At 57.3% G+C, this 15,307-nt stretch carries 14 protein-coding genes; 3 read left to right on the top strand and 11 right to left on the bottom strand.

Annotated elements, in window-relative coordinates:
• Positions 1–16: 16 nt before the first annotated feature.
• Entirely contained in the window at positions 17–1,360 is a 1,344-nt protein-coding gene (locus HB777_01490; GenBank protein ID QND62715.1) for an IS1380 family transposase, read from the bottom strand.
• A 153-nt stretch (positions 1,361–1,513) separates the two neighbouring features.
• On the opposite strand from HB777_01490, the gene HB777_01485 reads away from it, so the two are divergent.
• On the top strand, positions 1,514–3,145 hold the full coding sequence (locus tag HB777_01485; protein ID QND62714.1) for a transposase: 1,632 nt from the start codon (positions 1,514–1,516) through the stop codon (positions 3,143–3,145).
• Positions 3,146–3,213: 68 nt separating this feature from the next.
• Here HB777_01485 and HB777_01480 read toward each other — a convergent pair whose 3' ends face one another.
• The gene (locus HB777_01480) at positions 3,214–3,450 is read right to left on the bottom strand and encodes a helix-turn-helix transcriptional regulator (GenBank protein QND62713.1); all 237 of its coding nucleotides are present in this window, start codon (positions 3,448–3,450) and stop codon (positions 3,214–3,216) included.
• A gap of 113 nt (positions 3,451–3,563) precedes the next feature.
• Here HB777_01480 and HB777_01475 point away from each other — a divergent pair, with 113 nt between their 5' ends.
• A complete protein-coding gene (locus tag HB777_01475) occupies positions 3,564–4,463 on the top strand; it encodes a hypothetical protein (protein ID QND62712.1) in 900 nt (299 codons plus the stop codon).
• A gap of 110 nt (positions 4,464–4,573) precedes the next feature.
• Here the strand turns inward: HB777_01475 and HB777_01470 are convergent, their stop codons facing one another.
• The 8 genes from HB777_01470 to HB777_01435 all read right to left on the bottom strand — a co-directional run bounded on the left by HB777_01470 (position 4,574) and on the right by HB777_01435 (position 12,292).
• Positions 4,574–5,206, bottom strand: a complete 633-nt coding sequence (locus HB777_01470; protein QND62711.1) for a recombinase family protein — start codon at positions 5,204–5,206, stop codon at positions 4,574–4,576.
• A gap of 942 nt (positions 5,207–6,148) precedes the next feature.
• Positions 6,149–7,492, bottom strand: coding sequence for an IS1380 family transposase (locus tag HB777_01465; GenBank protein QND62710.1), 1,344 nt, complete (start codon positions 7,490–7,492; stop codon positions 6,149–6,151).
• A gap of 230 nt (positions 7,493–7,722) precedes the next feature.
• Positions 7,723–8,814 (bottom strand): hypothetical protein, encoded by a 1,092-nt coding sequence (locus HB777_01460; protein ID QND62709.1) that lies wholly within the window; start codon positions 8,812–8,814, stop codon positions 7,723–7,725.
• 92 nt (positions 8,815–8,906) lie between these two features.
• Complete coding sequence (locus HB777_01455) at positions 8,907–9,611, bottom strand: hypothetical protein (protein ID QND62708.1); 705 nt, start codon at positions 9,609–9,611, stop codon at positions 8,907–8,909.
• Between the two features lie 426 nt (positions 9,612–10,037).
• On the bottom strand, positions 10,038–10,490 hold the full coding sequence (locus HB777_01450; protein QND62707.1) for a hypothetical protein: 453 nt from the start codon (positions 10,488–10,490) through the stop codon (positions 10,038–10,040).
• A 55-nt stretch (positions 10,491–10,545) separates the two neighbouring features.
• Positions 10,546–11,040, bottom strand: a complete 495-nt coding sequence (locus HB777_01445; protein ID QND62706.1) for a thermonuclease family protein — start codon at positions 11,038–11,040, stop codon at positions 10,546–10,548.
• A gap of 213 nt (positions 11,041–11,253) precedes the next feature.
• Complete coding sequence (locus HB777_01440; GenBank protein ID QND62705.1) at positions 11,254–11,919, bottom strand: hypothetical protein; 666 nt, start codon at positions 11,917–11,919, stop codon at positions 11,254–11,256.
• Positions 11,912–12,292: a hypothetical protein gene (locus HB777_01435; protein ID QND62704.1), complete on the bottom strand. Its 381-nt coding sequence runs from the start codon at positions 12,290–12,292 to the stop codon at positions 11,912–11,914. Before HB777_01435 ends, HB777_01440 begins: the two co-directional genes overlap by 8 nt.
• 154 nt (positions 12,293–12,446) lie before the next feature.
• Here HB777_01435 and HB777_01430 point away from each other — a divergent pair, with 154 nt between their 5' ends.
• The gene (locus tag HB777_01430) at positions 12,447–13,790 is read left to right on the top strand and encodes an IS1380 family transposase (GenBank protein QND62703.1); all 1,344 of its coding nucleotides are present in this window, start codon (positions 12,447–12,449) and stop codon (positions 13,788–13,790) included.
• 170 nt (positions 13,791–13,960) lie between these two features.
• On the opposite strand, the gene HB777_01425 is transcribed toward HB777_01430, so the two are convergent.
• Positions 13,961–15,049: a hypothetical protein gene (locus HB777_01425; GenBank protein ID QND62702.1), complete on the bottom strand. Its 1,089-nt coding sequence runs from the start codon at positions 15,047–15,049 to the stop codon at positions 13,961–13,963.
• Between the last annotated feature and the right edge of the window lie 258 nt (positions 15,050–15,307).

Genomic DNA, 15,307 nt, shown 5'->3' with positions numbered 1-15,307 from the left:
TTTGATGCCCCGGCGCTCATGGCCCTGCGGGCTGCAGCGTGATGGCGATCGTTCGGAACAGACTTGCTTCGGGACAGGCGGCGGCGAAGGCCAGACGGATGCGCGAGACGGTTTCGGTGACGCGGGCGCCGAGCTTGAGAAGCCTGAGCCGCAGTGTAGAGAACTCGGCGTTGCACAGATGATGGGTCGTGGGCACTGCCTCGCGCAGGGTGAGCATCAACCAGTATGCGGCGGTGTGCAGGACGAGACGGACCTGGTTGGCAATCGGTGAGCGGCAGCTGGTGCGGTCGGAGGCGAGCTGGCTCTTGTGCATCTTGATCAGGTTTTCGGCCTGGCCGCGGGCGCAGTAGATCACATCGTAGACATGCTCGGCGGAGCCTTTGTCGAGATTGGTGACGACGAAGCGGATGTCGAGGCCGAGGGTGGTTGCCTCGATGCGGGCGCAGGCGCGGCGTTCCGTCCTCCAGGATTTCGCCTTGTATCGGGTCTCGGCATAGCCGCGCAGCACCGGCTTCTGCTCGAGCGCGCGGCGGGTGCGGATATCGTCGGCGGCTTCATCAACGAGACGCTGGAGAACCTTGTTGCCGGGCAATCCGAAGAGGTAGTCGACCGCATTGTCCTCGCACCATGCCATGACTTGCGCCCGGCCATAGTGGCCATCGCCGCGGATCAGAATGCGGGTGGTCGGCCAGCGGGCGCGGATGCGCCGGACAAGCCGGCGCAGATGGCCGCGGATCTCCTTGCCCGCCGGGGTCCTGCCAGGACGCAGGATCATGGCGACCGGGCGTCCTGTCGCGGCGTCGTAGATGTGGATCGGCAGGAAGCAACGCTCGTCGTAATGGGCGTTGAACAGCGAGAGCTGCTGATGGCCGTGAACGACATCCACCGTGTCGTCGATGTCGAGCGTGACGCTTTTGGGCGGCGCGGCATAGCTCGACAGCCACAGATCGACCAGCACCCAGCCGAGCCGGATGACGGTGCGCAGGTCGGGCAGGTTCTCGAGGCGCGAGCATGTCGGCTGCGAGCACAGATCAATCCCGCTGTCGGGCAGCCGCCCGCAGGCGAGCTTGAAGGCCGGGTCGGTGCGCAGCCGGTCGAGATCGTTGGCATCCTCGTAGCCGCATGCGATCGCAAAGATGCGGGCGCGCACAATGTCGGCCATGGCGTGCGTCACCCGCGCTGGATCGCGCGGATCGTGGATCGCGGCGGCCAGCCTGTCGGCCAGTTGCAGGCGTCGCTCGGCCGCTGCCAAAAGCATGACGCCACCATCCGAGGTGATGCGTCCGCCGTCAAACGCAGCTGTGATCTTCTTGCGTCCAACGGCTGGAAATGAGAGCGGCAGCAACGTATCATCGGTCATGGCGGGTGTGGCTCGCGAGAGGCGGTGGCAGGGTTGGCTTAGACAACCGAATCCTACGCTAAATCAATCGCTTAGGCTACATCCGCCGTAACCGGGGCAGATTACCGGGCGGTGGGGGTTTGCAGGCGCGTGCGTTCGTGATTCACCGTTTGCGTGACGCTACCACCGACTGATTCGCTTGAAGGCCTGTCGCTCGCGGAACTCCGCGGGCTGGTTTCTGCGCTGATCGGCGAAGTGCGCGGTCTTCAAGGCCGGGTCGAGAGCCTTGAGATCGAGAACCAGGCGCTACGCGCCGAGAACCAGACCCTGAAGGATGAGATCGCCCGGCTGAAGGACCTGCCGCCGCGTCCCCCGGTCAAGCCGACCAAGCCATCGGGCATGGAGAAGGCGACGCAGCCGACATCTGGCAAGGGCAAGCGCCGCCGGCGCGGCGCCAAGCGCGACGGCGGTCGCGTGAGCCGCGAGGTGACGGTTGCGGTGAGCGCTCCTGCGGGCTCTCGCTTCAAGGGGTATGAGACGATCCTGGTGCGCGATCTGGCGTTGTCGGCCGAGGTGGTGCGCTATCGCCGCGAGCGCTGGGTGACACCGACCGGCGAAACGATGGTGGCGCCCTTGCCGGCGGGGATCATCGGCGGCTGGGGCGCGAACCTGCGCCGCTTCATTCTGGCCTGTCACATTCAAGGCCAGGTGACGACGGAGCGGTTGACGGCGTTGTTGACCGGGATCGGGGTCGACATTTCGAAGCGCCAGGTGGTGCGGCTGATTTCGGAGGGCCTGGAGGCCTTCGCGGCGGAGGACCGTGACGTGCTGCGCGCCGGGCTGGCTACGGCGCCCTGGATCACCGTCGATGATACGTCGGCGCGCCACGCCCACCAGGACGGCTACACCACCCAGATCGGCGATCGCCGCTTCACCGCGTTCCGCACCGGGCGATCGAAGTCACGGGAGGCGTTCCTGGCGACGCTGCGTGCCGGGCACAGCGATTACTTCATCAATGAAGAGGCCCTGGCCTATATGCGCGGCCGCAACCTCGCCGGTCCGGTGATCGCGCGGCTAGCGGCTGCGCCGCACAAGGCATTTGCCGACAGCGCCGCATGGCAGGCGCATCTGGCCGCACTCGGCCTCGACCAGCTCGCGGTTGAGCCCAACCCAGTCAGGATCGCCACCGAAGGGGCGATGTGGGGAGCGATCCGCCACCACGGCTTTCTTGGCGATACCGTGGTCGTGTCCGATGATGCCGGCCAGTTCCGCATCGGCGACCATGCTCTGTGCTGGGTCCACGCCGAGCGGCTCGTCCACAAATTGATACCCGTGACCCCGGATCAACGTCAGGCCGTCGACATCATGCGCCAGTTGATCTGGTGGTTCTATCGCGACCTCAAGAGCTACCAGCGTGCTCCTTGTCCGCGCCACGCGGCGGCCCTGCGCGCCCGCTTCGAGCGCCTGTTCAAACGACGAACCGGCTACGTCATGCTCGACCGGCTTCTTGCCAGGCTGCATCGCCGCAAGCATGAACTCCTGCGCGTTCTCGATCGTCCCGAGATCCCGCTCCACACCAATGGTTCGGAAAACGACATCCGCACCTTCGTCACCAAGCGCAAGATCTCCGGCGGAACCGTCAGCGAGGCAGGCAAGAACGCCCGCGACGTCCTGCTCGGCCTGATGAAGACCTGCATCAAGCTCGACGTCTCATTCTTCCGCTATCTCGGCGACCGCCTCGGCATACCAACACAAGAGTCGATTCCGCCGCTCCCGGATCTCGTTAGGCAAGCCGCTCAAGCCTGACTGCCCGGTAATCTGCCCCGGTTACACATCCGCCAACCTCTCAGACGCAACGTCGTGCATAAGACGGGCTAGCTGTCGGTTATCTTTTTCACGAGACCTGGAACGTCCAGATCGATGATCGCGGCTATATCGAGAAGCTCAACTAGGTCGACTCGACGTTGTCCGCTCTCAATATTCGCGATGAAGGGCTGATGCCGACCCAGCGCTTTCGCAACTTGGGTTTGGGACAAGCCTTTTAGACGCCTCTGATCCGCCAACGCTTTGGCGATCGTCGTATGACGTGTTGAGTGCAAAGACTTTGGCATTGGCCCGTTGACGAGAGGTCTAACGGGCGGGTAATCCGAAATTCAGATTATCCAAAAATTGGATATCTGGGCCATACACGCTCTGCGGCTTAGCAGAGCAGACAGGGGCTAACATGGAAATCTTGCTAGTGCTGATCGCGCTTGGAGCGGCGATGTTCTTTTTCTTCAAACGTAATGTTCAGCGAGGAACTCAACTGACAATTGATGAAGTGATAGACCGTGGTCGTTTATATCAATCACTAAACGAACACATGAGAACATTGGAGGTTAAGACTGACACGCCCCTCGGTTTTCGAATGTCCAGATTCTTGTCGTTTGGTGCAGACATAGCCAGACGGGCTGCCAATATTCCCAAATCAACCGATGAAATGGATCCAGGACCCGAAAGTGCTGCTGTTGTTTTGGTCATGCAGCAGGGCATCCATACCCTTATGACGCTGGAAAAGGGGGCCAATGCCATCAAAACATCAAGTTATAAGGCTGACTGGGCTAAGGTATTCGAATTCACGATGTTGCAAACCTTTCGCTGCGATAGCCGTGACCCAAAGGACGAGCGAAGTCAGCGAATTCTTGAGTTGGGTCATCGGGTGACAAAGATAGCACAGTCAGAAAATGCAGCCTTACTGCAGCATATTTTCGATGCTTGGGACTCTATTCTCAAGGGGCTCTCTGACGAATCCGTAGATCAGATGGGCAATGTTATGCGGGAAGCTGTCGATTGGTGCCAGCAGCGGCTTGACGGCACCGACACTCACGAAAATCGCAATGCTCTCTACCAAGAGATTGTGGAAGCTAACAAAATGCGAAACCAGCGGATGGGCTACGACCAATATCTCAGCGCCGTGGTGACAGAGGCTAAGCGCCTGGACGGCAAAGCTGCCACGGACCTGCATTGGATCGAATTGACAGACGACGAAGGCACAAAGCGTGCTTTCGCTGATGGAATAGACCCCAATAGGCTCGCAGCGGAGATTTTGAATTTCGGGCCGCCGTCCCCGGGGCATGTAGGCTAGTTTTCGCCAGAGAGGCCCACAAGACTCGTTTGCCATCCAGCCGCAGGATGGCGCGAGAAGATACCGCGCCGCCTCTCAGCGGCCTTCCCTGTCCGATTAAAGGCCCGTCGCTACAACCCCCAAGCCAGCAGCGCGGCTTCGGCCTGATCGGGCGCGGATTTTATGCGCAGGATTGTCTGCCGTGTGAGGTCCGAAGCCTTGGCAATTGCCGAAGCGCCAGCACCGTTAGCCAGCATGTCCAGTACCAGCCGGTATTGATGACGATCATAGGTCGGTTTGCGACCACGATATTTCACCGTCTTGGCCTTGGCATGGGCTATGCCTGCCCTCTGCGCTTCCTTCGTTGCCTCTGCTTGCGCCTGAGCCGTCGCAGCCATGAAGGCAATAAGGGCGTCACGTACTGCTTGCTGAATGGGGTCGGAAGTAGCGCCATCGAACGTCATGTTGTTGATCACGGTACGAATGGAAACGCCTCTGCGCATGAACTCCCTGATCGCATCGCAGACATCTTGGTAGTTCCGACCAAGCCGATCCACCCATCGCACCACAAGCGTATCGCCCTTGCGTAGCATATCGTAGAGGCGCCGACCTTCCGCACGCTCCCTAAGCAACGTGTTCAAGCCGGAACTACCATGGTCGGCAATCACAGTGTCAATCTCGAAACCAGCGTTCCTGGCCTGCGTTTCTTGATGCTCGATGGTTTGGTCCGCTGTGGAAACGCGAGCGTAGAGGATAACGGACATTGTAGACTCCCATATGTACGTTAGGGTTATGTCCGTACATACATCTGTCCGTTGACCTATGTCAACCCTTACGTACACCTAGATGTAAGCCGGATTGTATGCCCGCTAGGGTATAGCCTAACGGACAAGGTCGATTGCTATGAGCAGGCGGCCCTGCCGCAAAGCCATACCGCCTGGAGACCAGGGCTTTGTTAATCCATGGTTCTAATCCATGCCCCCCAGTTACCCACCATGTTCTAGCTGGTAGCGCAGGCCCAAGCCGAAGCGGACTGCTAGCATGGATTATATGAGAATGCTAATTACTGGGTCTATCTATTAGATATGTATTGGTATCTATATATATGTATTACTATATATTACTATGTATTACTATTATATCTATTATATCTATTATATATATCTATTATATATATCTATTATATGGATAGCTATTTCGGATATCTATTAGATCATATCTATATATGCTATCTATGTATTATATATGTATCCTTGATATATATGGATATCGCTAGCATTATATATGGATATCATATCTTATATCATATCTATATGGTTCAGCTATCTTACTACTGTCAACTGATACCAGACGCTCTTAGTATCCTGCTCTTACACCAGATATCTAAGCCAGCACATACCGACTTCGCTTTAGTTCCAAATAGGGAGCACAAGCCAGTGGCTCATATACAAGGCAATTGTTCAAGGGTATCGGCCCCCCATACGCGCGTCCAATCAGCCTGTGGCTGACGATCTAAGATTTCCAAGTGAGGCACCGCGTCTAAGAGAGCGACTAGCCCGTCCTATTCACGAGCGGCCTGGTTCCTTGCCGCTTGGCGTTCGGTCATGAAGGTGTGAGGCGTCTTTTTCACCGCAGCTGAGACTGGACTTTGGAACGCGCTGGAGGGTCAAGGTATCGGGTTCGGTGGGGCTTTGATGCCCCGGCGCTCATGGCCCTGCGGGCTGCAGCGTGATGGCGATCGTTCGGAACAGACTTGCTTCGGGACAGGCGGCGGCGAAGGCCAGACGGATGCGCGAGACGGTTTCGGTGACGCGGGCGCCGAGCTTGAGAAGCCTGAGCCGCAGTGTAGAGAACTCGGCGTTGCACAGATGATGGGTCGTGGGCACTGCCTCGCGCAGGGTGAGCATCAACCAGTATGCGGCGGTGTGCAGGACGAGACGGACCTGGTTGGCAATCGGTGAGCGGCAGCTGGTGCGGTCGGAGGCGAGCTGGCTCTTGTGCATCTTGATCAGGTTTTCGGCCTGGCCGCGGGCGCAGTAGATCACATCGTAGACATGCTCGGCGGAGCCTTTGTCGAGATTGGTGACGACGAAGCGGATGTCGAGGCCGAGGGTGGTTGCCTCGATGCGGGCGCAGGCGCGGCGTTCCGTCCTCCAGGATTTCGCCTTGTATCGGGTCTCGGCATAGCCGCGCAGCACCGGCTTCTGCTCGAGCGCGCGGCGGGTGCGGATATCGTCGGCGGCTTCATCAACGAGACGCTGGAGAACCTTGTTGCCGGGCAATCCGAAGAGGTAGTCGACCGCATTGTCCTCGCACCATGCCATGACTTGCGCCCGGCCATAGTGGCCATCGCCGCGGATCAGAATGCGGGTGGTCGGCCAGCGGGCGCGGATGCGCCGGACAAGCCGGCGCAGATGGCCGCGGATCTCCTTGCCCGCCGGGGTCCTGCCAGGACGCAGGATCATGGCGACCGGGCGTCCTGTCGCGGCGTCGTAGATGTGGATCGGCAGGAAGCAACGCTCGTCGTAATGGGCGTTGAACAGCGAGAGCTGCTGATGGCCGTGAACGACATCCACCGTGTCGTCGATGTCGAGCGTGACGCTTTTGGGCGGCGCGGCATAGCTCGACAGCCACAGATCGACCAGCACCCAGCCGAGCCGGATGACGGTGCGCAGGTCGGGCAGGTTCTCGAGGCGCGAGCATGTCGGCTGCGAGCACAGATCAATCCCGCTGTCGGGCAGCCGCCCGCAGGCGAGCTTGAAGGCCGGGTCGGTGCGCAGCCGGTCGAGATCGTTGGCATCCTCGTAGCCGCATGCGATCGCAAAGATGCGGGCGCGCACAATGTCGGCCATGGCGTGCGTCACCCGCGCTGGATCGCGCGGATCGTGGATCGCGGCGGCCAGCCTGTCGGCCAGTTGCAGGCGTCGCTCGGCCGCTGCCAAAAGCATGACGCCACCATCCGAGGTGATGCGTCCGCCGTCAAACGCAGCTGTGATCTTCTTGCGTCCAACGGCTGGAAATGAGAGCGGCAGCAACGTATCATCGGTCATGGCGGGTGTGGCTCGCGAGAGGCGGTGGCAGGGTTGGCTTAGACAACCGAATCCTACGCTAAATCAATCGCTTAGGCTACATCCGCCAACCTCTCAGACGCAACGTCGTGCATAAGACGGGCTAGGCACCCCATGGGGGAAATACGCTTCCTTGGTTGTATTGATATACCCGCGAAAAATTTCGTCGTTTTCAGATTTCAACTTTTGCCGGCCAGCAGACGCCTCAAATATCATTCCTTGTGTTTTGCCTGCGCAATGATGCTGATCATTTCCGCGATGGTAAGCCACTGTCTACGACGGTGGATCATGCGATGGCAGTTGGAGCAGACCAGCGCAAGCTCAGTCAGAGGCGTAGCACGACCTTCATCCAATGTGTGAAGCGGGCGCGTGTGATGTACCTCCATGAAGCGATCACCCCGTTCGCCGTACTGCTCTGAGAAGGACATATCGCAGGCTTCGCATCTGAGTTCACCTGAGTCCGCTAGTGCCTTTCTTATGCGTGCATTCACCAGTTTCCGACTGCGTTCCCTCCGATAATGGAGAAAGGCTAACAGCCGACCTTCCTGAGCTTCCTCCACATCGTCAAATTCTTCGCCTAAGACAAAATCCGCATTCTGAGCCAAGGCAGATTTGATTTTTGTGGCAGTCACTGCGAGGCGTGCGGGATCAGATGCGAACTCATTCCAGACGTCTTCCTCCTCAGCGCCACCATGGCTTAATCCGGATTTGCCCAATGAAGCGAACAACGGATCAAAGCGGCGGAAATTCATCACCTTCATGTACACGCCGTTGGGATTACGGAAGTTTTTCCCTCCCGTTCGGCCTAGTATCGCGTTTAACTGATTGAGCTCCTTTGACAGCGTGAGAACCTCAGGGCTGGATTTGCCCGGTGGCGATTGTGGATCTTGCATGTACATATCGAGTGCAAGGATCAGTTCGTCCCTGACCCAGTTGGGGTTGCGAGTTGACGGCTGCGACCTGCCATACACTTCCGGAAGTATCTCGTTGGGCGGAGTGCCTTGTCCGGTGATCCTTGCGCCGTTTTCGTAAAGGAAGTTCGCAACTCCGTTGCGGGTATAGTCCCAACCAGGCTTATGAGCTTCAGGCTCTTCACCTGTTTCCAGGTACCTCAGATGATAGGCGTACGACAGTGCCGCTTTGGATGGGTATTCTGCCCCACGCCATACCACTGAATACGCCTGAGCTTTCGCAAACCTGGGCCTGCTTTGCCTGTATGATTGACGATTAACAAACTTAAGAAATGCGTCTGGGCCGCCCTGTTCATGCGCTACCTCTAGCGCCTTTCGAATATAGTCCCGCACTTCCGCGCCCCTCAACAGTCCACACAACGATATTCAGCACGACCATCCATCTTCGTGCAGTTCGGCCTAGGGAACCTGATGCGAATAGAGCTTTATTTGTGAAGTAGGTAAAAGAGAACAACCAACCCAGCGATCACAATCAAAGCCAATTTCCCACCTCCGCCACTGCTAGCGGCTGAGGGCGTACGGTACCCAGGGGCTTCTAGCCGTACGCCCGATACGCCCTTGTCGATCAGAAGTTCAAGCTCGTGCTTGCCGACCTTTACGATCTGAGCAAGCCGAGAAGTGCGTCCTCCATGCTGCCCCTTAATATGCTCAAGAAGAACTGGCATTTGAACGCGAGCGGCCTCCACGACCATTGCACGTTCCATAGACCTGAGATGGTTGAGCAGTTCCTGCTTCACACCAACATCACCTGCCGCAAGCCAGTTGAACCTGCGCTCTATCTGCTCAGGAATGCGATACTGCGTGACAACCTCGTCTATGTGTCGACGGGCAAGGTCGACAACCTGTTCTAGATCTGCGTCGAGGCCAACTCGCATGACACGTTTTGAGCTTGGGCCGAAGTGATGCCAGAGGCCTTCGGTGAGCTTGTACTTCTCTGACAGGGGCATGCGGGGAGGCAGCAGATTGAACAGTCGCTCTGCAACAGTCCCGCTCATCTTCGTCTGCCCGGTGCGCCACTTGTGCATTGTATCTGAGGCATATTCTCGAGCCTGAGATCCGTATCGGCGTCCGTACTCGGCTAGAATGATGGTCAGCTCTGAACCTGGAAGCGAAAAGAAATATCGCTTCACGTCCTCGTCCGTACCCCCCAACTCATGGCTTAGCCGTTTCGCATCTTCGATATGCTGAAGTGCTCTTTCGCGCCCATAGTCACGACCGTAGGTGCGCTTTGCGTAGCGGCGATCGTATCTTGGCATTATCCACCCAACAGGCTACGCGCAACGCGGCTCAGCCAGGACTTTGGGGCGCCAACTCCGTAAATGAGCTGCAATTCATAACTATCGCCCTTTATCAGTCGGGAAAACGACATCTGGCTGCCCTGCGCCGCTAGGTGAGAACCTTGCTTGGTGACCAGGCTCAAGACCGTGCGCACTTGGTCCGTCATTTCCGCGACTGTAGAATCGGAGAGGCCTGCCCTGGTGCCGTCTCTGTGCAGCGCAGCTAACTTGCTCTCAATGTCTACATTGTCAGATAGCTCCAGAGTGGCGTTATACACGTCAGCGACCTAAGGCTATCGCTATCACGATCAAAGCGACTATCCCCGCGATGACATAGTAAGGGGTCCAATCTCGTTCTCCTGTTTGAGAACGCGAAAGCTTCCCAGCCGTGGCAGCATCGGTATTGCCCATAATCACTTCGGTACGGCCAAACTGGCTGTTCTGGACATGGGTGAGCGTTACTGAGTTGCCGTCCTGCGCGACCTGTTTCGTCGTCTCTCCTAGGGTACCAAGCGTACTACGAAGGACCGACACTTCGATGCCCAACTCCTGTGCTCGCTTGCTCACATCCAACGCGCCCTTGGCGTAGTCGGTTAGTAGCGCCCTACGCTGGTCTTCCGGCATCCACGAAAGATCGATCTGAGTGCTCTGGCCTAGCGGAATGGCGGTTGGAACTTGTCCCAACGCCTCAGCATTCGTTGTAAGGCTCTTCGATTCTTTCTTGTCTGCCATCACACGCCCCTACCTTTTAGAATTGCAGTCTACAGAATCTCACGTTCGGCCCGTCTCAATTCTTCTTCCCGGTTCGACGGTACTGCGCAGGATTCTCGAATGAGCCAGCCCATAGGCCAACGCCCCCAGCTAGTGCCGCGTCTTCAAGCTGTACGTACTCAAGAGAGTATTTTCTGTATGCTATAGCCCACCCCCTACGAACCATTTCAGCGCTGACGTCAGTCTGCGCGACAGTACACTTCGCTATGGTTCGCCCGTATCTGTCCGTATCTATTTTGACACATACCACAGTCTTGTCAGCAAGAATTTCGTCAAGTGCAAACGCGGCCTTCTGCCCGCAACGGTAGGACGATCCATTTGCATCGCACTTTTGCGAAGCCTCAGGCGCGTCGATACCATTCAAGCGTATTCGAATGCCGTGAATTTCCAGTGTATCGCCATCAACTACAGAAGCTTGCCCCGTGATCGAATCTTCCGTTGCGACGGTGTGCGGAACACCAGAAGGCACGGCCACGCTGCTAGGTGAGACTATGCTGGCAGGCGCAGCCACGCTAGCACTCTCTTCTGCACTCGGGTGCCTATGCAAGGCTATCAGGGCCACCGCAAGCGCCAAGGGCGCGCAGAACGCCACTACCGCAACACGATTCATCGAAAACGGCCTATAGGCACCCACCCCTGCCTTTGCATACTGCTGTGCGCAATCGCCCCAATGGCGCTCAAACTCTAGTCCAATCTATCGACTCTATCGACCGAGGTAACCAGCCTAGGCGGCCCCTTTGCCCGTTTTCATCGTAGTCACTGCGTGGAGGGGAGGAAAATACACCGAAATAGGCTTGTGCCTGACAGTCACCTTCCTGCCTGTCCGTTCGCTCGCCTGCTCGCTCTCGAACCAAAGTTCATTGGAATCATATCGAGGCACTAATACCCCTGCGTATCTTTCAGTAAGATATTTGCACCACTCTTCAAGTACATTATCAATACGAGGGCAATTGCAGAATAAAATCAGACCTCCTCTATCCTGGCTAGGAAGCCCTGTCGCATACCTGACCATCAACTGATCGAAGCCTTCTCCGATCCAGTTATTGTCAACGCCAGAGACCTTTTTTACCTCACCAAGCCAAAGAAAGCCTCCACCGTCCTTGATTACAATATCACAGTGCCCGCCAGAAGTCGTATCATGCGATACATCAAGTCCAAATTTATCGAGCTGCATAATCAGCATGACGGTTAATTGATCTTCTTTTAGGTCATCTAACTCCTTTGGGTACTGGGCCATACTAACGGCACATTGATCAATTGCCTTATCTATCAATCTGCAAAGAAGTTCATGATCCGGCTCGGAATGCCAGTACTCAAACAATTCGTAAACAACTGAAAGCCCCGTTTTAGTAGCAATAAGCTTGAGCGTACCCACTGACATTTCACCCATGGGCACGTCTCACAAGCTCCTGAAATTCTCCACTGGTACGAAAATAGGGATATGTTAATTCCTGAAAGTCATCAATCTTTTCTCCAGAATGAGGATCAACAAGAAAGCCAGCACGCTTTGCGTCGCGCCATTGAGCAGAAGAAAGAACAACCTCTTCTCCATCGCTGGCCTTGTATACAAACATTGACTTTAGAACATTTATCTTTGGGGAACTTAGAATCGCTATCGAGTGTAAAAGCCCTGGATCTTCAACTTTGCAATGAACCAAATTACCAATTGACCGATACGACATAAATGAAGTTTGATCACCTGTTAACTTTGAGAGCGCATCAACGATCATGACAGCAAGCTTTCCGGCGGGGTCATCCGCCAAGGCGCGCTGCACCTCCCGAGCTATCTCATCTAGCCCGTCTTATGCACGACGTTGCGTCTGAGAGGTTGGCGGATGTAGCCTAAGCGATTGATTTAGCGTAGGATTCGGTTGTCTAAGCCAACCCTGCCACCGCCTCTCGCGAGCCACACCCGCCATGACCGATGATACGTTGCTGCCGCTCTCATTTCCAGCCGTTGGACGCAAGAAGATCACAGCTGCGTTTGACGGCGGACGCATCACCTCGGATGGTGGCGTCATGCTTTTGGCAGCGGCCGAGCGACGCCTGCAACTGGCCGACAGGCTGGCCGCCGCGATCCACGATCCGCGCGATCCAGCGCGGGTGACGCACGCCATGGCCGACATTGTGCGCGCCCGCATCTTTGCGATCGCATGCGGCTACGAGGATGCCAACGATCTCGACCGGCTGCGCACCGACCCGGCCTTCAAGCTCGCCTGCGGGCGGCTGCCCGACAGCGGGATTGATCTGTGCTCGCAGCCGACATGCTCGCGCCTCGAGAACCTGCCCGACCTGCGCACCGTCATCCGGCTCGGCTGGGTGCTGGTCGATCTGTGGCTGTCGAGCTATGCCGCGCCGCCCAAAAGCGTCACGCTCGACATCGACGACACGGTGGATGTCGTTCACGGCCATCAGCAGCTCTCGCTGTTCAACGCCCATTACGACGAGCGTTGCTTCCTGCCGATCCACATCTACGACGCCGCGACAGGACGCCCGGTCGCCATGATCCTGCGTCCTGGCAGGACCCCGGCGGGCAAGGAGATCCGCGGCCATCTGCGCCGGCTTGTCCGGCGCATCCGCGCCCGCTGGCCGACCACCCGCATTCTGATCCGCGGCGATGGCCACTATGGCCGGGCGCAAGTCATGGCATGGTGCGAGGACAATGCGGTCGACTACCTCTTCGGATTGCCCGGCAACAAGGTTCTCCAGCGTCTCGTTGATGAAGCCGCCGACGATATCCGCACCCGCCGCGCGCTCGAGCAGAAGCCGGTGCTGCGCGGCTATGCCGAGACCCGATACAAGGCGAAATCCTGGAGGACGGAACGCCGCGCCTGCGCCCGCATCGAGGCAACCACCCTCGGCCTCGACATCCGCTTCGTCGTCACCAATCTCGACAAAGGCTCCGCCGAGCATGTCTACGATGTGATCTACTGCGCCCGCGGCCAGGCCGAAAACCTGATCAAGATGCACAAGAGCCAGCTCGCCTCCGACCGCACCAGCTGCCGCTCACCGATTGCCAACCAGGTCCGTCTCGTCCTGCACACCGCCGCATACTGGTTGATGCTCACCCTGCGCGAGGCAGTGCCCACGACCCATCATCTGTGCAACGCCGAGTTCTCTACACTGCGGCTCAGGCTTCTCAAGCTCGGCGCCCGCGTCACCGAAACCGTCTCGCGCATCCGTCTGGCCTTCGCCGCCGCCTGTCCCGAAGCAAGTCTGTTCCGAACGATCGCCATCACGCTGCAGCCCGCAGGGCCATGAGCGCCGGGGCATCAAAGCCCCACCGAACCCGATACCTTGACCCTCCAGCGCGTTCCAAAGTCCAGTCTCAGCTGCGGTGAAAAAGACGCCTCACACCTTCATGACCGAACGCCAAGCGGCAAGGAACCAGGCCGCTCGTGAATAGGACGGGCTAGAGTCTTTGCCATCGGTCACAAATGCTCAAAGAGCTTGTCTCTCACCCAGTCATAATCCTCGATCCCTGCGGCTTTGCGGACTAGGAATTTGGTCAGGCCGGGCGACTGCGAACTCGCCATAGGAAGAGTGCCTTCCAAGTGCAGTTCGGGCGCATTGTACTGCCTCGACCCGAGGTATTCGCGAGACCAACGCACACCTAACCGGAATGGTTCAATCTCTGTCGCCAACGCCTCCTTACCGCCCACATGGTACCGTTCTTTGCGCAGGCTATCGTGTGACCTCATTCTTTCGTGCTTGACCGAGCCTGTAGTCGTCACGAACGCAAGCTCCATAACGATCCCCTCATTCTCAGCGTCGTAGAGATTCTTTATCGCCGGAAATAGCTCGCGGGGTGCGATAGCAGCCTTGGAACCCGACATGGCATGGAGCTTAACATACATCTGTTGATGGAAATCGACCAAGGACTGCTGACTATGGTTGACGAAGTGATCAACGCGAACCTCTACGATCTGGCTCCCGGACGGCATCCAGATCGCGGCGTAGGATTGAAACATCTCGGAGCGTATCGCGATTATCTCGTCCACCCCGGGGAACGCAGCACGTGCGGCTTCCGGAAGGCTCTCGGTTTTCAAAGGTGTTTGGTGGTCATGCTCACGGATGGCTCCGAAGATACCAAAGAGCCCTTCCGGTTTTTGAAGCACGCAAATCAGCGCTGGTTCAGTTGGGTCGCTCTTTTGAATTTTATCCTTAAGTGACGGTCGAGGCATGCGAGACAGTTGCGCTTCGGCGCTTAGCTTCTCACGCAAAGTGTCAGCATTCGCGCCAAGGTCGTATACCCTAACTGACTTTTCGCCACAGCACGCATGTTGGACAAAAGCCTCATACAGACCATCGACGTCGAGACCTTTGAAAGATTCACGAAGTTTGACTTCTTCGATGGTATTTGACCACCCAGACCGCGGTGAAACCCCATGAACTTCAAGCATTCTCCTCGCAACTTGCCATGGCACTCTTTCGCTTATGGCAACTACGATATCTAAGATGTCGGTCTTTGCTGTTGCGGTAGCAGGCGCGTCACGCCACACGCTCAAATATCCAGCCATCGGACTGGGTTCCTCCCCCTTGTCAACCCGCTCGCAAACTACATGCTGGCTTCGAAATGTCCAATGACTATCGGTTCTACTACTGCTTGCGCACAGTATTATAGCTATGTGTGGCGCTGGTGCGGATACCCGAAACCTGAGGGCGTGACTGTTAGCTAACGGATTGCACCATCGCCAGCGGTGGATTCTTGCCCCGATTCAACAGAACTGATAACAAGGGAGGTATTGAAGGGAGGCATTTCGTCTCCCTGCCTTGCC

Source organism: Mesorhizobium loti, assembly GCA_014189435.1.
GTDB lineage: Bacteria > Pseudomonadota > Alphaproteobacteria > Rhizobiales > Rhizobiaceae > Mesorhizobium > Mesorhizobium loti_G.
Note: the sequence above shows the minus strand (reverse complement) of the source record. Positions and strands in the feature narration are given on the sequence as shown.